Annotated in this window: 17 protein-coding genes and 1 tRNA gene; 7 read left to right on the top strand and 11 right to left on the bottom strand. The window is 73.3% G+C overall.

Annotated features, from left to right (window positions below; all coding sequences use genetic code 11):
• Positions 1–45: 45 nt before the first annotated feature.
• Complete coding sequence (gene lepA, locus BOQ63_RS29720) at positions 46–1,914, bottom strand: translation elongation factor 4 (RefSeq protein WP_030283884.1); 1,869 nt, start codon at positions 1,912–1,914, stop codon at positions 46–48.
• Between the two features lie 202 nt (positions 1,915–2,116).
• Here lepA and BOQ63_RS29715 point away from each other — a divergent pair, with 202 nt between their 5' ends.
• The 3 genes from BOQ63_RS29715 (at position 2,117) to BOQ63_RS29705 (ending at position 4,020) form a co-directional block, all read left to right on the top strand.
• Positions 2,117–2,422, top strand: coding sequence for an antibiotic biosynthesis monooxygenase family protein (locus BOQ63_RS29715; protein WP_030283882.1), 306 nt, complete (start codon positions 2,117–2,119; stop codon positions 2,420–2,422).
• A 196-nt stretch (positions 2,423–2,618) separates the two neighbouring features.
• Positions 2,619–2,888: a 30S ribosomal protein S20 gene (gene rpsT / locus BOQ63_RS29710; protein WP_030283880.1), complete on the top strand. Its 270-nt coding sequence runs from the start codon at positions 2,619–2,621 to the stop codon at positions 2,886–2,888.
• A 268-nt stretch (positions 2,889–3,156) separates the two neighbouring features.
• A complete protein-coding gene (locus BOQ63_RS29705) occupies positions 3,157–4,020 on the top strand; it encodes a hypothetical protein (protein ID WP_107488568.1) in 864 nt (287 codons plus the stop codon).
• Positions 4,021–4,098: 78 nt separating this feature from the next.
• Here the strand turns inward: BOQ63_RS29705 and holA are convergent, their stop codons facing one another.
• Positions 4,099–5,097 carry a DNA polymerase III subunit delta gene (holA, locus tag BOQ63_RS29700; RefSeq protein WP_030283877.1) on the bottom strand — a complete coding sequence of 333 codons (999 nt, stop codon included), beginning with the start codon at positions 5,095–5,097 and terminating at the stop codon, positions 4,099–4,101.
• A gap of 155 nt (positions 5,098–5,252) precedes the next feature.
• On the opposite strand from holA, the gene BOQ63_RS29695 reads away from it, so the two are divergent.
• Positions 5,253–5,546: a hypothetical protein gene (locus tag BOQ63_RS29695; protein ID WP_030558037.1), complete on the top strand. Its 294-nt coding sequence runs from the start codon at positions 5,253–5,255 to the stop codon at positions 5,544–5,546.
• 47 nt (positions 5,547–5,593) lie between these two features.
• On the opposite strand, the gene BOQ63_RS29690 is transcribed toward BOQ63_RS29695, so the two are convergent.
• On the bottom strand, positions 5,594–6,529 hold the full coding sequence (locus tag BOQ63_RS29690; RefSeq protein WP_030283875.1) for a LysR family transcriptional regulator: 936 nt from the start codon (positions 6,527–6,529) through the stop codon (positions 5,594–5,596).
• Between the two features lie 137 nt (positions 6,530–6,666).
• Between BOQ63_RS29690 and BOQ63_RS29685 the strand changes: the two genes are divergently transcribed.
• From BOQ63_RS29685 to BOQ63_RS29675, 3 genes are all read left to right on the top strand, one after another.
• Positions 6,667–7,959, top strand: coding sequence for an MFS transporter (locus tag BOQ63_RS29685; RefSeq protein ID WP_191093599.1), 1,293 nt, complete (start codon positions 6,667–6,669; stop codon positions 7,957–7,959).
• Positions 7,960–8,036: 77 nt separating this feature from the next.
• Positions 8,037–8,636, top strand: coding sequence for a cysteine hydrolase family protein (locus tag BOQ63_RS29680; RefSeq protein WP_030283872.1), 600 nt, complete (start codon positions 8,037–8,039; stop codon positions 8,634–8,636).
• A gap of 460 nt (positions 8,637–9,096) precedes the next feature.
• Positions 9,097–10,221: a DUF4185 domain-containing protein gene (locus BOQ63_RS29675; RefSeq protein WP_030283870.1), complete on the top strand. Its 1,125-nt coding sequence runs from the start codon at positions 9,097–9,099 to the stop codon at positions 10,219–10,221.
• 195 nt (positions 10,222–10,416) lie between these two features.
• Here the strand turns inward: BOQ63_RS29675 and BOQ63_RS29670 are convergent, their stop codons facing one another.
• The 8 genes from BOQ63_RS29670 to BOQ63_RS29635 all read right to left on the bottom strand — a co-directional run bounded on the left by BOQ63_RS29670 (position 10,417) and on the right by BOQ63_RS29635 (position 22,773).
• The gene (locus BOQ63_RS29670; protein ID WP_150476171.1) at positions 10,417–13,014 is read right to left on the bottom strand and encodes a ComEC/Rec2 family competence protein; all 2,598 of its coding nucleotides are present in this window, start codon (positions 13,012–13,014) and stop codon (positions 10,417–10,419) included.
• A gap of 82 nt (positions 13,015–13,096) precedes the next feature.
• Positions 13,097–14,083 (bottom strand): ComEA family DNA-binding protein, encoded by a 987-nt coding sequence (locus BOQ63_RS29665; protein ID WP_079183807.1) that lies wholly within the window; start codon positions 14,081–14,083, stop codon positions 13,097–13,099.
• Positions 14,084–14,301: 218 nt separating this feature from the next.
• Positions 14,302–15,147, bottom strand: coding sequence for a DegV family protein (locus tag BOQ63_RS29660; protein ID WP_030283864.1), 846 nt, complete (start codon positions 15,145–15,147; stop codon positions 14,302–14,304).
• Between the two features lie 32 nt (positions 15,148–15,179).
• Positions 15,180–16,019, bottom strand: coding sequence for a hypothetical protein (locus BOQ63_RS29655; RefSeq protein WP_072655238.1), 840 nt, complete (start codon positions 16,017–16,019; stop codon positions 15,180–15,182).
• A gap of 363 nt (positions 16,020–16,382) precedes the next feature.
• Positions 16,383–19,280 carry a leucine--tRNA ligase gene (gene leuS / locus BOQ63_RS29650; protein ID WP_030283859.1) on the bottom strand — a complete coding sequence of 966 codons (2,898 nt, stop codon included), beginning with the start codon at positions 19,278–19,280 and terminating at the stop codon, positions 16,383–16,385.
• Between the two features lie 353 nt (positions 19,281–19,633).
• Positions 19,634–20,929: an NsdA family TPR-like regulatory protein gene (locus tag BOQ63_RS29645; RefSeq protein WP_030283857.1), complete on the bottom strand. Its 1,296-nt coding sequence runs from the start codon at positions 20,927–20,929 to the stop codon at positions 19,634–19,636.
• A gap of 97 nt (positions 20,930–21,026) precedes the next feature.
• Positions 21,027–21,099 (bottom strand) — tRNA-Ala (locus BOQ63_RS29640).
• Between the two features lie 234 nt (positions 21,100–21,333).
• Positions 21,334–22,773 (bottom strand): MFS transporter, encoded by a 1,440-nt coding sequence (locus BOQ63_RS29635; RefSeq protein WP_030597859.1) that lies wholly within the window; start codon positions 22,771–22,773, stop codon positions 21,334–21,336.
• Positions 22,774–22,829: the final 56 nt, after the last annotated feature.

The raw sequence follows: 22,829 nt of genomic DNA, 5'->3' as shown, positions 1-22,829 counted from the left end.
GCGGAAGGGCCCCGGGGTTATCGCCCCGGGGCCCTTCCGTCGTTGCTACTTCTTGTCCTTCGGCGACTCGGCGTCGGTGGACAGCGCCGCGATGAAGGCCTCCTGCGGGACCTCCACGCTGCCGACCATCTTCATCCGCTTCTTGCCTTCCTTCTGCTTCTCCAGCAGCTTCCGCTTGCGGGAGATGTCGCCGCCGTAGCACTTGGCGAGGACGTCCTTGCGGATCGCCCGGACCGTCTCGCGGGCGATCACCCGGGAGCCGATGGCGGCCTGGATCGGCACCTCGAACTGCTGGCGCGGGATCAGCTTCTGCAGCTTGCCGGCCATCATCACGCCGTAGCCGTAGGCCTTGTCCTTGTGCACGATCGCGGAGAACGCGTCCACCGCGTCACCGTGCAGCAGGATGTCGACCTTGACCAGGGCGGCGGTCTGCTCGCCGATGGGCTCGTAGTCGAGCGAGGCGTAGCCGCGGGTCTTGGACTTCAGCTGGTCGAAGAAGTCGAAGACGATCTCGGCGAGCGGCAGGGTGTAGCGCAGCTCGACCCGGTCCTCGGACAGGTAGTCCATGCCCTGGAGGCTGCCGCGGCGGGACTGGCAGAGCTCCATGATCGCGCCGACGAACTCGTTGGGCGCGAGGATGGTGCCGCGCACGACCGGCTCGTACACCTCGGCGATCTTGCCGGACGGGAACTCGCTCGGGTTGGTGACGGTGTGCTCGGTGCCGTCCTCCATCACCACCCGGTAGACCACGTTCGGGGCGGTGGAGATCAGGTCGAGGTTGAACTCGCGCTCCAGGCGCTCCCGGATGATCTCCAGGTGCAGCAGGCCGAGGAAGCCGCAGCGGTAGCCGAAGCCCAGCGCGACCGAGGTCTCCGGCTCGTACACCAGGGCGGCGTCGTTCAGGCGCAGCTTGTCCAGGGCGTCGCGCAGCAGCGGGTAGTCCGAGCCGTCCAGCGGGTACAGGCCGGAGAACACCATCGGGCGCGGGTCCTTGTAGCCGCCGAGCGGCTCGGTGGCGCCCTTGTGCATCGAGGTGATCGTGTCACCGACCTTGGACTGCCGGACGTCCTTCACACCGGTGATGATGTAGCCCACCTCGCCGACGCCCAGGCCGTCGGCGACCTTCGGCTCGGGCGAGATGACGCCGATCTCCAGCAGCTCGTGGGTGGCGCCGGTGGACATCATCTGGATGCGCTCGCGCTTGGTGAGCTGGCCGTCCACGACACGGACGTAGGTGACGACGCCGCGGTAGGAGTCGTACACCGAGTCGAAGATCATCGCGCGGGCCGGGGCGTCCGCGGCGCCGACCGGGGCCGGGATGGTGTTGACGATGTGGTCCAACAGGTCCTCGACGCCGAGGCCGGTCTTGGCGCTGACCTGCAGCACGTCCGAGGGGTCGCAGCCGATGATGTGCGCGATCTCCGCCGCGTACTTCTCCGGCTGGGCGGCCGGCAGGTCGATCTTGTTGAGGACCGGGACGATCGTGAGGTCGTTCTCCAGCGCCAGGTACAGGTTGGCGAGGGTCTGCGCCTCGATGCCCTGGGCCGCGTCGACCACCAGGATGGTTCCCTCGCAGGCCGCGAGGGAGCGGGACACCTCGTACGTGAAGTCCACGTGGCCGGGGGTGTCGATCATGTTGAGGATGTGCGTCGTCCCGGCGTCCGGCCCGGTCTTCGGGGCCCACGGGAGGCGGACCGCCTGCGACTTGATGGTGATGCCGCGCTCGCGCTCGATGTCCATGCGGTCGAGGTACTGGGCACGCATCTGCCGGGGGTCGACGACGCCGGTGATCTGCAGCATCCGGTCTGCGAGCGTCGACTTGCCGTGGTCGATGTGGGCGATGATGCAGAAGTTGCGGATCAGCGCCGGGTCGGTACGGCTGGGCTCTGGCACATTGCTGGGGGTCGCGGGCACCTTGGTCCGATTCTCCGTTGGTCCGGGGCCGGGGGTGTCCGGATCATCGCTGACCGGCTATCCCGGGGACCGGACAGTCTCGTCCGATCGAAATAGTTCCTCCCATCTTCCCACGACCTCGGCACCGGACACCGTTCGGGCACCTCGCAGTGTTCCGTGCGCTGTTCCGTCCCCGGTCGCGAAGGGGGCAGGATGGCCTCCCGTGATCCTGGAAAGCGCCCTGCTCGACGTCCTGCCCGGCCGGGAGGACGAGTTCCTCGCCGCCTTCGCCGAGGCCCGTCCACTGATCGCCGTCCAGCGCGGGTTCCGCACCCTGCGGCTGCACCGCTGCCTGGACGAGGGGCGCGGCTCCCGCTTCCTGCTCCAGGTGGAGTGGGAGACGCTCGCCGACCACACCGAGGGGTTCCGCGGCTCGGCCGAGTACGGGCGGTGGCGGGAGCTGCTGCACCGGTTCTACCGGCCGTTCCCGGAGGTCGAGCACTACGGGGAGCCGGTGCTGAGCGCCTGAGCCGGCGGCCGGTGCGGCGGCCGGCCCGCCGACTGGACCTCCGGCTGGACGTCCGGCCCGGCGGCCGGTTTGGGGCGGGCGGTGGGCCCCTGGTAGCGTGGTCAGCTGCACCTGGCCTCGGCATGCCCTCTCAGCTGGTCCGACGGCCATCAGGCGCAGCCCGTTCAAACCTTTTAGACAAGACTGAGGCTCCTTCGTGGCGAACATCAAGTCCCAGATCAAGCGCAACAAGACCAACGAGAAGGCGCGCCTGCGCAACAAGGCCGTCAAGTCCTCGCTGAAGACCGCTCTGCGCAAGGCCCGCGAGGCCGCTGCCGCCGGTGAGACCGAGAAGGCCGCCGTGCTGGCCCGCGCCGCCTCCAAGGCGCTGGACAAGGCCGTGAGCAAGGGCGTCATCCACGCCAACCAGGCCGCCAACAAGAAGTCGGCCATCACCAAGCGCGTCAACGCGGCCGCCCAGGCCTGACGCCGCCGGGGGCTCCGGCCCCCACCGCCTCCGGACGAACCGGCCCTCTACCCGGACTCCAGAGGCGTGCCAGACTCGCACCGCACGCGGCCTGCGTTCGCCACGCGGGTGCGGTGCACACCAGCTGTACGGCAGGCGCCGCAGTCGGCCTCTTCGCAGAGGCCGACTGCGGCGCCTGTCGCGTTCCGCGCCCCGGCCGCTATGGTCGATCACGCGCGACCGAGGATGCGGGGGGCATCCCGAGCGCAAGTCCCGAGGGGGGAACTCCATGACCACGCCACCACCGTCGCAGCCGCCGGCCCCGGCACCCAACGGGCCCGGGTACGGGTTCCCGCGGCAGGCACCGGGGGCGCCCGGCTTCGGTCCGCCGCCCGGACTGCCCGCCTCGCCGGGCGCGGGCGTGCCCCTCGCCGGGACCGGGCCCGGTGGTCCCGGTCCTGCTGGTCCCGGTCCTGCGGGTGGGGCGCCCGGGGGCCGCTCCGGGGGCAACCTGCGGCGCAACGCCGTCTGGGCCTTCGTCGGTGCGCTGCTCGCCTCGGCCGGCTGGACCACCGCCGTACTGGTCGTCCCGGGCATGGTCGGCAGCAGCAGCGGCGACTCCGCGCCGCGCGGCCTCGGCAGCTACCACGTCTCGGACGACTTCTGCGCCGTCGGGAAGCCCAACCGGCTGCTGGAGAAGTACTCGGTCAACACGACCGGCAGCTCCCCGAGCCACCACACCGACCGCAACCCGGCCCTGGACAGCATGAACTGCTCGATGTCCCTCAAGCGGACCGGCGGCACCAGCGACAGCGAGTACGCCTCGGTCTACCTGCGCGCCGACCTGCACAAGGCGGTGAACCCCGCGCCCGAGCTCTCCGCCAACAAGGAGACCTACCGGACGCGCGGCTACCAGATCTCCAGCATCCCGGGCATCGGCGAGGACGCGTACTTCGTGTACAAGGACGACGGCTCGTCGGACAAGTACCGCGACGTCTACGCCGAGGTGGACGTCCGCGACGGCGGGATGACCTTCTACATCACCTACAGCGCCAGCTACACCCAGGGGAAGGCCACCCCGCCCTCCATGGACGAGCTGCGCACCATGCTGCAGTCGGACGCCGACAGCGCCGTACGGGCGATGCGCAAGTAGCACGGGGCGGGCTGCCGGGCCTCAGAAGGCGGGGCGGGCTACCGGGCGTCAGTAAGCGGGGCGGGCCGCCAGCCGGCGTCAGTAGGCGGGGCGGGAGCCGGCCCGGGCGGCCTTGGCGACGGCGACCACCGCGCACTCCAGGGCGAAGGCCGGGTCGTCCGAGCCGCCCTTGACCGCCGCGTCGGCCTGGGCGATCGCGGTCAGCGCGGTGGCCACCCCGTCGCCCGTCCAGCCGCGCATCTGCTGGCGGACCCGGTCCACCTTCCACGGCGGCATGCCCAACTCGCGGGCCAGATCGGCCGGGCGCATGTTCCGCCCGGCCGTGGCCAGCCGCCCGATGCTGCGCACGCCGGACGCCAGCGCGTAGGTGATGCCGGTCGGCGGCTGGCCGACGGCCAGCGCCCAGCGCAGCCGCTCCAGCGCCTCCGCCGCCCGGCCGGTGACCGCCAGGTCGGCCACCTCGAAGCCGGTCGCCTCCGCCCGGCCGCTGTAGTAGCGGGCCACCACGGTCTCGTCGATGGTTCCCTCGACGTCCGAGGTCAACTGGCTGCAGGCCGCCGCCAGTTCGCGCAGGTCACTGCCGAGCGCGTCCAGCAGCGCCTGGCAGGCCTCCTGGGTCGCGGAGCGGCCCAGGGCGCGGAACTCGCCCTTGACGAAGGCCAGTCGCTCGCTCGCCTTGGCCAGCTTGGCGCAGGCCACCTCGCGTCCGCCCGCCTTGCGCCCGGCGTCCAGCAGCCCCTTGCCCTTGGCCCCGCCGGCGTGCACCAGCACCATGATCACTTCTTCGGCCGGCGACTCGATGTACGCCTTGACCTCCTTCACCGATTCGGCGGAGAGGTCCTGGGCGGCCCGGACCACGATCACCTTGCGCTCGGCGAACAGCGAGGGAGTGGTCAGCTCGGCCAGGCTGCCGGGCTGCAGCCCGCCGGGGGGCAGGTCCCGTACGTCGGTGTCCGGGTCCGCGGCCTTCGCCGCGGCCACCACCTGGGCGACCGCGCGATCCAGCAGCAGCTCCTCCTGGCCGACCGCGAGGGTCAGCGGGGCGAGCAGGTCGTCGGGTGCACTCTTCCTGGCCATCGCCTACCAGCATCCCACGCGCCGCGGACAGTCCCTCCCGGACGGGCTTTGCGTGGACAGGCCTCGGCGTGAACGGGCCGGCCTCCGTACGGGCCGGCCTCCGTACGGGCCGACCGCCCTGCCGGGCCGTTCCGCCCGACCTGGAGAATGGGCCGGTGACCGAGAACCACACCCCCGACCTCCCGGACGTCGACGACCCGTTCGTCCGCCAGCTGCTCGTCCTGCCCGACCGCGACGCCGCCGACGAGGCCGCCGAGGAGCTCGGCGCCGCCCACCCGGACCTCGGCGAGCCGGAGATCGTCCGCGACGCCCTGGCCGGCGAGGACGACGCCGAGGACGCCCAGTGGCTGGTCGTCCTCGACCCGCCGGCCAACGGCTGGACCCCTGCCCTGCTGCACGTCCTCGACACCCTCGCCACCTCCCACGAAGGCTGGCGCGAGGAGGCCTGACCAGCGTTCCCGATCACCTCGACGCCGTCCCGGGCCCCGGCAGTCGCTCAGCGCGGGAGCACCCAGCCCGGCCGCCAGGTGCCCGGGGCGTCGAGGGCGGGCCGGGTCGCGGCGAGGTGGGCGCGGAGGGCGGCCAGGGCCGGGTGGGGGTTGTCCCGGTGCCAGAGGAGGGAGTGCGGGTAGACGGGCGTCGGGTCGGTCACCGGGATGCGGCGCAGGCCGTGGCCGGCGGGCCAGACGACGCGGGTGTGCTCGCTCATGAAGGTGGCCAGGGCCGGGGTGTCGGCGACGGTGTCGAGGAGCGCGTCGGAGCCGAAGTTGGGGCCGGTCACCTCGATGCCGAGTCCGAACTCGGCGACGAGGTCGTCGTAGTAGGCGGCCCACTCGGTGCCGGGCGCGATGCCGGGCATCCAGATCCGGTGCCCGGCGAGCTGGGCAACGGTCACCGAGCGGGCCCCCGCCAGTGCGTGGGCGGGGCCGGTGAGGAGCTGGAGCGGCTCGTCCAGCACCCGGACGGACTCGATGTCCTCGGGAAGGGACCGGCCGGGCGCGGCGACGGCGCGGAAGGAGGCGTCGATCGCGCCCGAGCGGATGGCGCCGACCGCCGCCTCGACGTCGAACAGCATCACCACGTCGAGGTCGACCTCGGGGTGCGCGCGGTGGAAGTCGCGCATCAGGCCCGACGGCGCGACCCGCGAGGCGATCACGTCGACCCGCAACGGCCGGCGGCCGGTGCCCACGGACGCCACGGCACGCTCGGCGGCCCGCAGCAGCTCGCGCGCGTGGGGCAGGAAGGCCTGCCCGTCGATGGTGAGCTCGGCCCCGCGCGGGGTGCGGGTGAACAGCCGGGCTCCGAGGTCGCGCTCCAGGGTGGCGACGCGCTTGGAGACGGCCTGCTGGGTGATCGCCAGGTCGGCGGCGGCCTTCTGGAACTGGCCCGCTTCCACGACGGCGGCGAAGGTGCGTACGGCTTCGAGGTCCACGCCGATCCACCTTAGTGAACAACGGACGGTTGTGGAGAAACGGCGGGACGGTTGTTTGACCTGCGATTGTGCCGCTCGGTTAGCTCTCACCGGTCAACGTCGGCTTGTTCGAACGGGACCTCGAGGGAGTGCGCGGCATGGTGGACAGGATGAGCGGGGCGGGCGGGACAGGCAGGACGGGCAGGTGGCGCAGGACGGGCAGGAAGCGGCTAGGGCCGCAGTTCGGCTGGCTCTGGGCCGCGTACGCGGTCAGCGCGTACGGGTCCGGGCTGGGGTTCGGAGCCCTCCCGCTGATCGCCGTACTGGCGTTGCACGCCGGACCGGCCGAGGTATCCGCACTGTCCGCGGTGGGCCCCGCGGTGGGCGCGCTGATCGCGGTGCCGCTCGCACCGTGGGTGGAGTTCCGGCGCAAGCGCCCGGTGATGATCGCGATGGACCTGGTCCGGTGCGCGGCCATGGCCACCATCCCACTCGCCTACGCCCTCGGCCTGCTCGGCTTCGTCCAACTGCTGGTGGTCTCGGCCGTCGTCGCCGCGGCCAAGATCGCGTTCAACGCGGCCAGCGGCGCCCACCTCAAGGCCCTCGTCCGGCCCGACGACCTGCTGGTCGCCAACGCCCGGTTCGAATCCACCAACTGGAGCTCCATCGCCGTCGGACCGCCGCTCGGCGGAGCCGCGATCGGCCTGTTCGGGCCGGTCACCACGGTCATGGCCGACGCCCTCAGCTACCTGCTCTCCGCCCTCGGCATCACCGCGATCCGCGGCCGGGAGGAGACCCCGCAGCCCACCGCCAAGGCCCCGGTCCGGGCGGGCGCGCTGCTCAACGGCTGGCGGCACATCCTGGGCGACACCGGCCTGCGGGCGCTCTACCTCAACAACATGCTCGTCAGCGGCCTGATCATGGCCACAGAACCGCTGCTGGCTGTCCTCCTGCTGCGCCAACTCCACTTCCCCGCCTGGCAGTACGGCCTCGCCTTCGCCGCCCCCTGCCTCGGCGGGCTCATCGGCTCCCGGCTCGCCCGGCACGTCGTGGCCCGCTACGGACGGCACCGGGTCTTCCGGACCGTCGGCACCCTGCGTGCCGTGTGGCTGATCGGCCTGGTGTTCGTCCGCCCCGGCGTCGTCGGCCTGGTCACCGTGATGGCCGTCGAGCTGGCGATCATCGTCAACATGAGCCTCTACACCCCGGTGCTCGCCACCTACCGGCTCGAACGCACACCCAAGCACCTGGTCGCCCGCACCCTGTCGGCCTGGTCGATCGGACAGCAGGCGTCCATCGCGGTCTGCACCGCCCTCGGCGGGCTGCTCGCCGACGCCACCGGCCCGCGCACCGCCCTCGCCGTCGCGGGGCTGCTCATCCTCGCGACCCCGCTGCTGCTCCCCCGACGCGAGCAGGCACAGGAGCCGGAAGCCGCTCTCAGCCACGCCTGAGACCACCGGCGTCCGGTCGCCGCCGCTCCCGCACCATCCACAAGCTCTCACCCCAACCACAAGGAGGAGACCCGCGCATGAGCACCACCCCCGCGCTCGACCCCGCACACACCGCTCTTCTCGTCCTGGACTGCCAGCCCGCCGTCCTTGCCGTCCTGCCCGACGACGCCGCCCGCGAGGCCCTGCTCGGCCGCATCGAACGGGCCGTCGCCGACGTCCGGGCAGCCGGCGGCACCGTCGCCCACGTGCGCGTCGCCTTCACCGAGGCCGACTGGGACGCCGTCCCGGACACCAACAAGTCCTTCGGCCCACTCGCCCGGCACCGCGCCATGCACCACCAGGACCCCAGCACCGGCTTCCACGAGCGCCTGGCACCCCGCGGCGATGACATCGTCGTCCGCAAGACCCGGTACGGCGCCATGTCCACCACCGACCTCGACCGGCAACTGCGCGAACGCGGCATCACCACCCTGGTCGTCGCCGGCACCAGCACCACCGGCGCCGTCCTGTCCACCGTCCTCGACGCGGCCGACCGCGACTACCTGCTCCACGTCCTCTCCGACGCCGTCGCCGACCCGGACCCCGAAGTCCACGACCTCCTGCTGCGCCGGGTCCTCCCCTCCAGGGCGCACCTCGTCGACACCGCCGGACTGCCCGAGCTGCTCCGGGCCGACTGACACGCCCGACGACCGGGAGCGCACACCGCAGGGATGAATCGACGGTGTGCCAGGAGCCCGCGGCCGTCGATGCCCGGACCTCCTGATCCACAGTGGCGGGCGGCAGTCGGCTGCCCAACAACCCTCCTCCGCCCGTTCCGGGAGCCCCCTGACGCAGGGCGGACCGCCGCGGCACAACCGTTGGACAGCCCCTCGAGGGCCCCGCCGGTGCTCGGCGGGGCCCTCGCCGTCTCCGTGCTGCTCTGGATGCGCCTTGACGCCCCCTGGGCGTTCCCGGCGACGCGCCGACCGGAACCGGACCGTCAAACTCCGCAAGGTATAGCCAATTCGGGTGAAGGTTTGTCCACTGATCGGCTGGACGCGACGGGCCGCCATAGCCTCGGTGGCGCCCCGTCGCCGCTCGGGTGCGCGATCCGGGCGAAGGTGCGGGATCCGTCGATCCGGAAGGCCACCGACACCCATGACACGCTCAGCGGACGGAAACGACGAGTCGACCGGCGGGCCCTCCCGCCGCCAACTCCTCAAGATCGGCATCGGCGTCGCCGTGGGAGCGGGGGCCATCGGTCCGGGTGCGCCCTCCGCCGTCGCCAACGGCCCGTACGACCCCACCAGTCCGACGATCGCGACCAAGGTGAAGAACCTCAGCGGCCCGGTCGAGACCGGGCCGCTCGCCTCGCCATGGACCGACCTCGGCATCCCCGTGCGGTGCCCGAACGGCAGCATGCTCTTCGTCTGCGGCGACACCTTCGACGGCGACCAGGTGGGCTCCGCCGACTGGCGCGCCCCGGTCGGCCTGCGCTCCAGCAGCGCGGACCTGAACAACCTGCGCATCGACGGCAGCGTCGGCGGTGGCCACGCCAACAGCCTCGTCGACGAGCCGCACAACCCGGTCGGCGACAAGTTCACGACGGCGATCCCGTCCGACGTGTTCGTCGTCGACGGGGTGATGTACATGCACCTGATGCGCGGCGTCATCTACGACACCCACCACACCGACTTCTGGCGCTCCACCGACAACGGCGAGAGCTGGGAGTACCTGTGCCAGTGGCCGGGCGACCTGCACGGCGGCCAGTTCCAGCAGAAGACCTACGCCGTGGCCGACGACGGCTACTGCTACGTGCTCTCCACGGTCTTCAACCGCGACGTGCAATCGGGGATGCTGCTGCACCGGGTACGGAAGGAGAGCCTCGGCAATCCGGACGCCTACGAGCCCTGGGGCTTCGCCGACGGCGGCTGGCGGTGGAACGCGCCCGCCCCGACGACCGTCTTCGGCACCCGCAAGTGGGGCGAGATGTGCTTCCGGGCCATGGACGGCAAGTACGTGCTCACCTGGCTGAACATGGACCCGTTGTCGATCAGGGCGATGGTCTTCGCCCTCCCGACCTCGGACCTGACCAGGACGCTGGAGCAGACCATGATCCTCCCCGGTGCCCCGGGCCAGGAGATCGGCAACCTCGTCGCCAGCCCGTACGGCGGCTTCGTGATCCCGGGCTCGACGTTCGGCAACTTCCACATCGTCGTCAGCCAGTGGTACGACCCGAAGAACTACCGGATCATGCAGTACCGGATCAACATGCTGTCCTGAGCCTGCCCGCTCGGTGGCTCATCCCTGGGGCGGGGGCCCCGGCGGCGGGCGTTTCCGTGCGGTGCGCTCCGGGCAGGCCCGGAGCGCACCGCAATCCTCTTCCCCCGGGCCCCCTCCCCCTCCCACCCTCCCTCCACCTCCCCCACCCCTACCCCATGCCCACCCCACGTCGTGGAGGGAGGAGGAGAGCGGGGGTCACAGGGGCGGGGCCCGGGGCTTGCGGGTGGAGCGCCCGGAGCCGGAGTGGCCGGCACGGGCGCCGTGGTCGGGCTGGGGGTGCACGGCAACGGCAAGGGTGGACGGGGAGTCGCCGGTCACGGCGATGTCCCCCACGCGGTCGGTGCGCAGGACGGTGGCGCCCAACGCGCGCAGCCGGTCGACCGTCCGAGGTGACGGGTGCCCGTAGGCGTTGCCCTCGCCGCAGGAGATCAGGGCGAGCCTGGGCCGTAGGGCACCGGCCAGGTCCCAGTCCTGGTGGGCCGAGCCGTGGTGTGCCACCTTCAGGACGTCGACCCGGCCGAGGCGGCCCAACAGGCCCGACTGGGCAGGCGGTTCGAGGTCCCCGAGCAGCGCCATCCGCAGGCCTCCACGCAGTGTCACCAGCAGGGCCACACTCGCGTTGTTCGCGCCTGGCGCCTCGACGGCCGCCCCGGGATCGGGCCACACCACGTCCCAGGACAACTCCGCACCCGCCGAACGCCGTTCACCGCGGCCCGCACGTACCAGTGGCACACCGGCCCCTGTCGCCCAGGCCGTCACCCGGGCCGCCTCGCCCGGCGGATCGTCCAGCGCCGTACCCTCGACCGCGCCCACCCGGCGGCCGCGCAACACCCCCGGCACGCCCTCGACATGGTCCGCGTGGAAGTGCGTCAACAGCAGCAGCGGCACCACCGTGATGCCGAGTTCACGCAGGCACCGATCGGCCGCTTCGGGGTCCGGCCCGCTGTCGATCACCACCGCGCTGTCCGGCGCACCGGTCGCAAGGGCCAACATGTCTCCCTGTCCGACGTCGCACATCGCCAGCCGCCACCCCGGCGGCGGCCAGCCCGTGGCGATCCGGGCCAGCTGCGGCGGGCGCAGCAGTACGGCCAGCAGCACCACCAGCAGGACGCCCGTCACCAGCGCCCTGACCCAACGGCGGCGGGGGCGGGCGTGCCGGCCGGTCTCCGCCCGCCGGGGCAGCAGCAGGGGCGCCGCCCAGCAGGCGGCCAGAGTCGCCAGCGCGACCGTCACCACACCGAACCAGCCGCCCGGCCAGGACAGTTGGCCACCGGGCAGCTCGGCCCCGCGCCGTCCGACGAAGGCCAGCCAGCCGGCCGGCACCCCGGCCGGTTCGGCCAACAGCCGCGCCAGGGACGGGAAGAACGGCTGCAGCACGAGCACCCCGAAGCCGAGCAGCGTCGCCGGGGCCACCGCCAGCTCGGCCAGCAGGTTGCACGGGACCGCGACCAGGCTGATGTGCCCGGACAGCACCACCGTCACCGGAGCGCAGAGCGCCTGCGCGGCCGCCGTCGCCGCCAGCGCGCCCGCCAGGTGGTGCGGCCAGCGCCGGGCGCGCAGGGACTCGGCCCAGTGCGGCCCGAGAACGAGCAGCCCGGCGGTGGCCAGCACCGACAGCAGGAAACCGAAGGAGCGGGCCAGGAACGGGTCCAGCAGGACGAGCACCAGAACGGCCCCGGCGAGCGCCGGTACGGCCTGGCGGGGGCGGCCGGTGGCCAGGGCCAGCATGCCGATCAGCCCTGTCCCCGCCGCCCGCAGCACACTGGGCTCGGGCCGGCAGACGGTCACGAAGGCCAGCGTCAGCCCCGTACCGAGCAGGGCGCTGGTGCGCAGCGACAGCCCCAACAGCGGTGCCAGTCCGCGGCGTTCCGGGGTACCGGCCTGGCCGGGGGAGCCCAGCAGTACGCCGAGGACGATCGCCAGGTTGGCCCCGCTGACCGCCACCAGGTGGACCAGGTCGGTGGCCCGGAAAGCGTCCACCAGGTCGTCGGGCAGCCGCGAGGTGTCACCGACGACCAGCCCGGGGAGCAGCCCGCGCGCGTCCGGCGGGAGTCCGTCGCTGGCCGTGCGCAGGCCCTCGCGCAGTCGGCCGGCGATCCGCTGCGGCAGGCTCGGCGGTGCGAGCTGCCGGGGCGGACCGTGGACGAGGAGCAACGCTGCGGACTCGGTGTCGTAGCCCTCCCCCGCCGGACGCACCTCGGCCTCGACGGCCAGCCGCTCCGAGGGGAGCAGCCGCTGCCAGGACTCGCTCTCCGCGCCGCGGACCATGACGGTCACCGGGGTGTGCGTCCGGGCGGCCCGTCCGTCCGGGAGGAGGGTGGCTCGGTCGACCACGGCCTTGACGGTGAGGAGGGTCTGCCCGCCGGTGGTGGCGCCCCGGGAGGTGTGGACCCTCGGGTCCCCCGCGACGGTCAGCTCCACCGCCACCTCCTGGGCGGGCGTGCCCGGGGAGCGCGGCGGCGCGTGCTCGGCCGCCCGGGCCAGCTCCGGCAGCAGCCCCCGGTGCAGGTCGGCGGTGTGCAGCGGGGTCGCGATCGCGGCCGCCGCGCCGGTGAGCAGGGCGGCCGCCAGCGCCGCCGCGGCGCCACGTCGGCGCAGGAGGCCCGGCCGGGCGAGCAGCAGCACGGCCACGAGCACCGCGCCGCCCGCCAGCGAGAGGAGCAGCACCTCGGACCCCGGCTCGATGGGCAGGAGCACCGCCGTGACCAGCCAGGCCGAAACGGCGGGCAGCAGCAGTCGGAAGTCGGCACCCGTGGAGCGGGCGCGCGGCAGCGGCACGGTGGTGGCGGACATGGCGGTACCTCCCTCCGGGGGTCGGCAAGCGGTAGCAGAGCGGGTGCCGGAGCACGAGAAACAGGCGGAAGCAGAGCGGGTGTCAGAGCGTGAGGAGCGGGCGGAGTTCCGCGAACGTACGGGCGCCGATGCCGCTGACCTGCCGGAGCTGGTCGATGGAGCGGAACGAGCCGTGCGAGGCGCGGTAGGCGAGGATGCGCTGGGCGAGGGTCGGGCCGACGCCGGGCAGGGCGTCGAGCTGTTCGAGGGTGGCGCGGTTGAGGCTGACGGGCGTTCGGGGCGCGCCGGCCCCGGGAAGTCCGCCGGCGCCTCCGGGGACCTGGACGGGAACCGGCGCCTGTGCCTGCTCGCCGACCAGGATCTGTTCACCGTCCGTCAGGACGCGGGCCAGGTTGAGCCCCCGGGTGTCCGTCTCCGGCAGCGGACCGCCCGCCGCCCGCAGGGCGTCGGCCACCCGGGAGCCCCCGGGCAGGGTGTGCAGGCCCGGCAGGTGGACGCGGCCGCCGACGTCGATGACCACGGCGGGCCCGGCGCCCGGCCCCGAGGACGCCTCGGGTGGACCGGCCCCGCCGCCGGATGGGCTGTCGGCGGCGGACGGGCCCGGCTCCGGCACCGCCGACGCCGCCGCCAGTGCCGGAACGGCCACCGCTTCCGGCCTGGCCAGCCAGAAGTGCTGCACGGCGTAGCCCACCGCGAAGAGCAGCAGGATGGCCAGCCCGGCCACCGCGCGCCGGTCGAGGGCCAGCACGGAGGCGAGCCGTATCCGCGCCCCGGCATCCGGTGGATCGGGTACGTCAACTGCCCCCGGGGGCAGCGCCGCCGGCTTCCCCACCGCCGCCGCGGACGCCGGAGGCAGGGCCGCGGACGCGGACGTCGAGGCGGGAGGGGGCGGGGACGAGGGAGCAGGCGGGACCGCCGACGGTGGAGACGGAGAAATCGGCGGAGGGAGAGCAGCAGGCGCAGCAGCACCCACCTGCTCGTCGTCCGTCGGCAGCAGCGCCGCCATCCGCAGCCGCACCGTCTCGTTGATCGCTTGGCGCTTCGCCGCGCCCAGGCCCATGGTCGTCATGGCGAGGACGCTAGAAGCCGCCCGGCGAGCGCGCAGAAATTACCGAAAGCCTGTGGACAACCCGGAGGTTGTGGATAAAAACGGTCACTCACACGAGTGGTCGCCCCATGCCCAAGTTGACCCAAGCCATGCCATGCCACGCCAGGCCAGGCCACGCCCAGACCAAGCCAAGCCAAGCCGGGCCAAGCCGGGCCCAGCCCCGCCCGACCGCCCCCGCCTCAGCGCGGCGCGACCACCACCGCGAGCAGCCCCGGCCCGACGTGCGCGCCGATCACCGCCCCGACCTCGCCCACGTACAGGTCCCGCAGCCCCGGCACCCGCGCCCGCAGCCGCTCCGCGAGCGGCTCGGCCCGCTCCTCGGCCGCCAGGTGGTGGACGGTGATGTCCACCTCGCCCTCCCCCGACCGCTCGACCGCGATCTCCTCCAGCCGCGCGATCGCCCGCGACGCCGTCCGCACCTTCTCCAGCGGCTCGATCCGCCCGCCGTCCAGGTGCAGCAGCGGCTTGACCGCCAGTGCCGACCCGAGCATCGCCCGCGCCGCGCCGATCCGTCCGCCGCGGCGCAGGTGCTCCAGGGTGTCCACGTAGAAGAAGCCACTGGTCCCGGCCGCCCGCCGAGTGGCCGCTTCGGCCGCTTCCGCGAGGTCCCGGCCGGCTGCGATCGCCTCGGCCGCCGCCAGCACCCCGTACCCGAGGGCCATGCCGACCAGCCTGCTGTCCACCACCCGCACCGGCACGGGCGCCTCGGCGGCCGCCAGTCGCGCGGCCTCGACCGTGCCGGACAGCTCGCCGGAGATGTGCACGGACACGATCCCGGTGGCCCCTGCCTCGGCCGCCGCCCGGTACGCCGCGGCGAAGGTCTCCGGGTTGGGCCGGGAGGTGGTCACCCGCTGCTTGGCGCGCAGCGCCTCGGCGACGTCCTTCGGGGAGATCTCGACGCCCTCGCAGAGGACCGAGTCACCGACCGCGACGCTCAGCGGAACCACCGTGATCCCGTGCCGGTCGAGGGCCTCCTGCGGCAGGTAGGCCGTGGAATCGGTGACAAGTGCGAGGTCGGAGGGCATGAGCCGGAGGTTACTCCCCGTTCCTCCGGGAGTCAGCTCGCCGAGGGCCCTGCCGAGGGCCCCGTCGACGGCTTCCGCAGCCGCTGCGCCAGCTTCGTCAGCGGGTCGGCGAGCCCGAGCAGGTCCTCCGCGCTCGGCCGCCCCTTCCCGTCCGTCAGTCCGGCCCGGACCGCCCCACCACCGGACGAACCCGCCCCACCACCGGACGAACCCGCCGCACCAGCCGCACCGCCCACACCGGCCGAGCCGCCACCGGAAGCGGCAGCGGAAGCGGCAGCAGTCCCCGAAGCAGCCCCAGAAGCGGACCCCGAACCGGCCCCGGTGTCCCAGTGCCGCAGCGCCCCCGCCTCGCTCTCGCACTCCTGGCTCAGTCGGCTCAGCTCGTCGTCCGCGAACCGGTGCATCCGGTCCTGCGCCGCCCACCGCATGGTCTCCGCCGCATGGGTGATCCGTTCCGCCCGCTCCCGCAGTTCCGGCAGCTTGGCGGCGACCCGCGCGGTGTCCGGTTCGCGTTCCAGGACCCGCAGTTCGCCGTCCAGCTCGGCCGCGTGCGCGTCGAGCCTGGTCAGCAGCGCGAGGGACTCGCCGAGCTGGCCGTCCTGTGCCAGTCCGCCCTCCAGCACCTGCCTGGTGCCGTCCAGCGAGGTCCGCAGCTTGAGCCGGACGCTGGCGATCTGGGCCGGCGGGCCGACCTTGGTGTACGTCTTCGCCTTGAGGGTGGCGGTCTCGACGGCGCGCCGGGCGTTGGCCTCGTGCTTCTCGACCTTCGCGGCGACGGCCTTGGCGGCCTTGACCGTACCGACCACCGCCAGTACGAGCGTCGCGATCCCGAAGAGCAGGACCAAGCCGATCATCACGCCGAACACGTCCATCGCGCGCCACCTTCCGCCGCCGTTCCGGCCCCCAACGAGCCCAACGCGGGCCGCAATGCCGAGGGTTCCACGGTAGCCGCCGCACCGGGCCCGAGGGGGTCCGAACGGTCCCGGCGGCCGGAGATCAGGGACAGATCGGGGATCTCCCCGAGGGCCCGCCCCACCGCCCGTACAGCGCGTCCACCGCCCGTACCGCGCGCTGTACGGCCCGGAAAACGCGCCGAAAGGCCCGGAAAACGCACCGGGCGGGTGCCCCGAAGGACACCCGCCCGGTCAATCACGCCCTGATGGAGCCACGAACCACGAACAGCCCCGACCTCATCCGGTCGTCACGCTCACCCGGTCACGCTCGCCCGGTCACGCTCACCCGGTCACGATGTTGACCAGCTTCGGCGCCCGCGCGATCACCTTCCGCACCGCCGCGTCACCGATCGCCGCGACCACCGCCGGGTCCGCCAGCGCCAGCGCCTCCAGCTCCGCGTCCGTGATGCCGGGCGCGACCTCCAGCCGGGCCTTGACCTTGCCCTTGATCTGCACGACGCAGGTCACCGTCTCGTCGACCACGTACGCCGGGTCGGCGACCGGGTAGTCGGCGTGCGCCAGCGACTCGCCGTGACCCAGTCGGCGCCACAGCTCCTCGGCGATGTGCGGGGCCAGCGGCGCGACCATCAGCACCAGCTGCTCGGCCACCGCCCGCGGCGTGGAGCCGCGCTTGACCAGGAAGTTGTTCAGCTCGATCGCCTTGGCGACGGCCGTGTTGAAGCGCAGTCCGGCCATGTCGCCGCGGATGCCGTCGATGGCCTTGTGCAGGGCGCGCAGGGTCGCCTCGTCCGGCTCCTCCTCCGTGACGACCAGCTCGCCGGTGCCCTCCGACACGATGTTGCGCCACAGCCGCTGCAGGAAGCGGTACGAGCCGACGACGGCCCGGGTGTCCCACGGGCGGGAGACGTCCAGAGGGCCCATCGACATCTCGTACAGGCGCAGCGTGTCCGCGCCGTACTCGTCGGCGATCTCGTCCGGGGCGACGGCGTTCTTCAGGGACTTGCCCATCTTCCCGGCTTCGCGCTTGACCGGTTCGCCCTGCCAGAAGTACTTGCCGTCGCGCTCCTCGACCTCGGCGGCGGGCACCGGGAAGCCGCGCTCGTCGCGGTAGACGTCCGCGGTGATCATGCCCTGGTTGAACAGCTTGTGGAACGGCTCGACGGAGGAGACGTGGCCCAGGTCGTGCAGCACCTTGTGCCAGAAGCGCGCGTACAGCAGGTGCAGCACGGCGTGCTCGGCACCGCCGACGTACAGGTCGGCGCCGCCGCCCGGCTTGGTCTCGGTCGGGCCCAGCCAGTAGCCCTCGTTGGCCGGGTCCACCACGGCCTCGGTGTTGGTCGGGTCGACGTAGCGCAGGTCGTACCAGCACGAACCGGCCCAGTTGGGCATGGTGTTGGTCTCGCGGCGGTAGCGCTTGACGCCGTCGCCCAGGTCCAGCTCGACGTTGACCCAGTCCTCGTTGCGCGACAGCGGGGTCTCCGGCGAGGAGGCGGAGTCGTACGCGTCGTAGGTGCGCGGCGAGTAGTCGTCGACCTCGGGGACCTCGACCGGCAGCATCGACTCGGGCAGCGCGTGCATCACGCCGTCCTCGTCGTAGACGATCGGGAAGGGCTCGCCCCAGTACCGCTGGCGGCTGAACAGCCAGTCGCGCAGGCGGTAGTTGACGGTTCCCTCGCCGATGCCGCGCTCGGCCAGCCAGGCGGTGACGCGGGCCTTGGCGTCGACGACGCTCAGCCCGTCCAGGGACAGGGACAGCGCCGGATCGCCCTGCTCGCGCGCCGAGTTGACGATGACCGAGTCGTAGGTGTCGAAGGCGTCGTCCCACTGCGCCGGGTCCGAGCCGCGGCCGTCGGTGGGCTCGACGACGCAGCGCATCGGCAGCGCGAAGGCGCGGGCGAAGGCGAAGTCGCGGTGGTCGTGGGCGGGGACGGCCATGATGGCGCCGGTGCCGTAGCCCATCAGCACGTAGTCGGCGATGAACACCGGCACGGACTCGCCGCTGACCGGGTTGACGGCGTAGGCGCCGGTGAAGACGCCGGTCTTGACCTTGGCCTCGACCTGGCGCTCGACGTCCGACTTGGCGGCGGCCGCGGCGCGGTAGCCGGCGACGGCCTCGGCCGGGGTGGCGGCGCCGCCGGTCCACTCGGCGGGCACGCCCTCGGGCCAGGCGGCGGGGACGATCGAGTCGACCAGGCCGTGCTCGGGCGCCAGCACCATGTAGGTGGCGCCGAACAGGGTGTCGGGCCGGGTGGTGAAGACGGTGATCTTCCCGCCGTCGACGGCGAAGTCCACCCGGGCGCCCTCGGAGCGCCCGATCCAGTTGCGCTGCTGCAGCTTGATGGCCTCGGGCCAGTCCAGCAGGTCCAGGTCGGAGATCAGCCGGTCGGAGTACGCGGTGATGCGCATCATCCACTGGCGCAGGTTGGACTTGAACACCGGGAAGTTGCCGCGCTCCGAGCGGCCGTCCGCGGTGACCTCCTCGTTGGCCAGCACGGTGCCCAGGCCCGGGCACCAGTTGACCGGCACCTCCTTGGCGTACGCCAGGCGGTACTCGCCCAGCACCTCGTCGCGCTCGGCGGCGGACAGCGCGGCCCAGGCGCGGCCGCCCGGGACCTCGCGCGTGCCGGCCTCGAACTGGGCGACCAGCTCGGCGATCGGACGGGCCTTGCCGGCCGCCTCGTCGTACCAGGAGTTGAAGATCTGCAGGAAGATCCACTGCGTCCAGCGGTAGTACTCCGGGTCGATCGTGGAGATCGAGCGGCGCGGGTCGTGGCCCAGGCCCAGCCGGCGCAGCTGCTGGCGCATGTTGGCGATGTTGGCCTCGGTGGAGACCCGCGGGTGGGTGCCGGTCTGCACCGCGTACTGCTCGGCGGGCAGGCCGAAGGCGTCGTAGCCCAGCGTGTGCAGCACATTGTGGCCGGTCATCCGCTGGTAGCGGGCGAAGACGTCGGTGGCGATGTAGCCCAGCGGGTGGCCGACGTGCAGGCCCGCGCCCGAGGGGTACGGGAACATGTCCATGATGAAGCTGTGCGGCTTCGCGGCGACGTCACCGGCGGACGGGTCGGCCAGCTCACCGGTGGGGTTGGGGGCGTGGAACGTGCCCTCCTTCTCCCAGATGTCCTGCCAGCGGGACTCGATCTCCGCCGCCAGCGCGGCGCTGTACCGGAACGGCTCGGTCGCGGTCTCGGCCGCGCCGGACGCAGGGGTCGTCTCGCTCATGGTCCTTCAAGCTCCATCGGTGTCAGTTGGCGAACCGCGCGACGCGACCGGTCCGTGGACCCGTCCCACGACGCGGGCGGGGGCGGAAAACAAGGGGCGGAAAACAAAAAATCCCCTCGCAGGAGGGGACGCCACGCCGACTCCGGCACCGCCCGAGGGCGCAGCCGGTCCTGGTCAGCGCGGCCGGCTAAGGAGCAGGCGCACGGTTCGCATGGGCTCAGGGTACCGCAAGCAGGTCAGGGCGCTCCCGGGTATCCCGCCTGGAGGGACGGGCCGGGCAGCCCCTCACCCCACCGCTCACCCCGGGTATCCCGCCTCGACGGAGGGGCCGGGCAGCCCCCCGCCCCCGCAGCTCACCGCGCCGCCGCCCGCCCCGCAGCCTCGAAGTCCCGCAGCGCCCTGGCCAGCCGCTCCGACTGCATCCCCGCCGCCAGTGCCCGCGCCAGCCCCACCGTCCGGGCGGCCTCCCGCTGGTCGCCGAGGCACCGGTGGGCCTCGGCGAGGCGGACCATCAGCATCGCCTTGGCGCGGGCCCGCCCCGGCCCGAGCCCGGCGACGGCCTCGGCGAGCAGCCCCTTGGCCATCCGGTGCTGGCCGAGCGCGAGCCGCCCCTCCCCCACCATCCCGGCGAGGTCGGCCCGGGCCTCCTCCGTGCCGGGCACGCCGTCGAGTTCGGCGAAGGCCCGGGCGGCGGCCGCCTCGGCCTGCTCGGCCTCGCCGCGGCGGCCGTGGGCGCGGGCGATCCGGCCGAGCTGGCGGGCCCGGCCGGCGGGGCTGAGTGCGGGGCCGTGGGCGTCCAGGGCGGTGCGCAGCGCGGTGACGGCGTCCAGGCCGCGCCCGCCGGTGCCCTGGGTGGCGAGCACCACCAGCGCCCCGAGTCCGGCGACGCCGAGCCGGGGGTCGCCGCTGACGTGGGCGGCGCGCAGCGCGGCGACGAAGGCCCGCTGGGCGGCCGCGTCGTGGCCGAGGTCGTACGCGGCCCAGCCGGCCAGGCGGGCGAGCCTGCTGGCGGTGCCGTACAGCTCGCGGCCGAGCCGTTCGTCGTACGCGCCGAGCTCCAACAGCTTGGCCAGCATGGCGAGTTCGGCTCGGACGGGGCCGAGGACGAGTCCGCCGCCGCAGGAGCGTTCGAGGCGCTGCTTGCTGCGGTAGGACAGTCCGAGCTCGCCGGCCAGCGAGGGGTCGACGCGCAGCGCGCCCTCACCTCCGCCGACCGGTGGCGGTGGCGAGGAGAGCCGTTCGGCGGCATGGTCGAGGTCGGCGCTGCGGAACAGGTCGGTCAGGCGGACCGGGCCGGCGTCGGTGGCGGCCTCGCGCAGCGCGGTCTGGGCGTTGTCGGCGGTCCACGGGTCGGTGAGCAGCCTGGGCGAGAGGATCTTGGCGCCGCGGTGGCCGCCCATCCGGCCCCAGAGCTGCTCGTAGGTGACGGCCATGCCGAGGGTGCGGCTGAGCACCTCGCAGACGGTCTGGTCGTGCGGGCTGCGCGGCACCATGCCGCGGTCACGCCACTTGTACGGGGCGGTGGAGCTGATCGCCAGGCCCGGCGGCAGGGCGAGGCTCACCTCACGGGCGAGCCGTTCCGGACTCCAGCCGAGCTGGTGCAGTATCCGGGCCAGCTCCTCGTTCCGCCTTCGCTGCAGATCGGCCATGGCACGACGGTAGCGGTCTTTGCGGCCCGCCCGCCGATGGCATGCACACAACGGCGAAGAGCCGCCCCCCGAATCGGGAGGCGGCTCTCAACCTCTGTGGAGCTATGGGGAATTGAACCCCAGACCTCTTGCATGCCATGCAAGCGCTCTACCAACTGAGCTATAGCCCCTTGACCTGCGATGTCACCGGGTCTCCCGTCGTTTCCGTCCGGTTTCCCTCGGCGACATCGACTACTTTACACGGTCCGGGGCGTGCTCCTGAAATCCGTTTCCCGAGGCAGCCGAGCAGGACAGCCGCACCGGACAGCCGCACCGGACAGCCGGGCAAGCAGCGTCGCCGGGCAACCGCCCGCCACCCGACCGGCCACCCGACGGCCACCCGACCGGCCACGAGCGCTCCCCCGTCAGCGCACCACCCGCCGGCTGCGCTCGGCGAAGCCCGCCCCGACGAGCACCACCGCCGCGTTGACCGCCAGGGTGATCAGCAGCGCGTGCCCCGAGTCGGCGGCCGGCGCCGGCAGGTCCACCTGTCCGAGGAACACCGAGCCGAGCACCGCGACCCCGATCACCTGCCCGAGCTGGAGAACGGTCACCGTCATCCCGCTGGCGTCGGCCGCGTCCTCGGGTGCCACCCCGGCGAGCGCCCGGGCGAACAGCGGCGCGTACGCCGAGCCCGCGGCCAGGCCGAGTGCGGCCGTCTCGGCCAGCACCACCACCCCGATCCCGGCGCCGTCGCCGAGCAGCACGCCCAACAGCAGGTAACCGCCCCCGAGCAGCAGTCCGGCGACCGACGGCAGCAGAGCGTGCAGCCGGCCCGGCAACCGGTGCCAGCGCAGGCTGGCCAGGCCGAAGGCGATCGCGACGGGCGCCGAGCAGAGCCCGGCCCGCAGCGCGCTGTGGCCGAGGGCCGCCTGCTGGTGCAGGGCGAAGGCGAACATGAAGCCCGCGTAGGCCGCCATGATCGTGAACAGTCCGACGGCCGCCGGGCGCAGCCCGGGCGCGCGCAGCACCCGCCCGGGAATCAGCGGCTGCCCGCCGCGCCGGGCGACGCCGCGCTCGACCACCACGAACAGGCCGGACAGCAGCACGCCGGCCGCGATCATCGCCCAGCCCCAGACCGGCCAGCCGAGTTCGTTGCCGAGCACCAGCGGCACCACCAGCAGGCCGAGCGCCGCGCCCAGCACGACCAGGCCGGGGACGTCGAAGCCGCGCGAGGCGTCGCCGGGCAGCTTCGGCAGCAGCCGGGCGCCCGCCGCCAGCAGCACCAGGCCGATCGGCACGTTGACCAGGAACACCGGCCGCCACCCCGTACCGAAGAGGTCGGCGCTGACCAGTACCCCGCCGAGCACCTGCCCGAACGCGACGCCGACGGCCAGCACCGCCGAGTAGAGGCCGATCGCCCGGGTGCGGGCGGCGCCGGTGAAGGTCCGCTGGAGCAGGCTCATCACCTGCGGCACCATCAGCGCCGCGCCCGCTCCCTGGAGCAGCCGGAAGGCGATCAGCCAGCCGGTGGTCGGGGCGAGGCCGCAGGCCAGCGAGGTGGCGGTGAAGCCGGCCAGGCCCAGCTGGAACAGCCGGCTGAAGCCGTAGCGGGCGCCGAGCCGGGCGCCGGTGATCAGCAGTACGGCGTAGGAGATGGTGTAGCCGGCGATCACGAGTTGCAGGGCGGCGCCGGAGGCGCCCAGGTCGGTGCGGATGGTGGGCACGGCGACGTTCACGATGGAGCCGTCGAGCACGGCCATGAACTGCCCGCACAGGACGAGCGCGAGGAGCAGCCCGGGCCGTACGGCCGGTGCCCCGGTGGTACCTCCGGCCACGCCGGGCCGGATCTGAAGGTCCGTCATGGCCACCAGCCTGGGGCCGTGCCGGTACTGGTGGTTAGAGCCTGCCGATCCTGGTA

This window comes from Streptomyces viridifaciens (assembly GCF_001888885.2).
GTDB classification, from domain to species: Bacteria; Actinomycetota; Actinomycetes; order Streptomycetales; family Streptomycetaceae; genus Kitasatospora; species Kitasatospora aureofaciens.
This window is presented reverse-complemented; position numbering and strand designations above follow the sequence as displayed.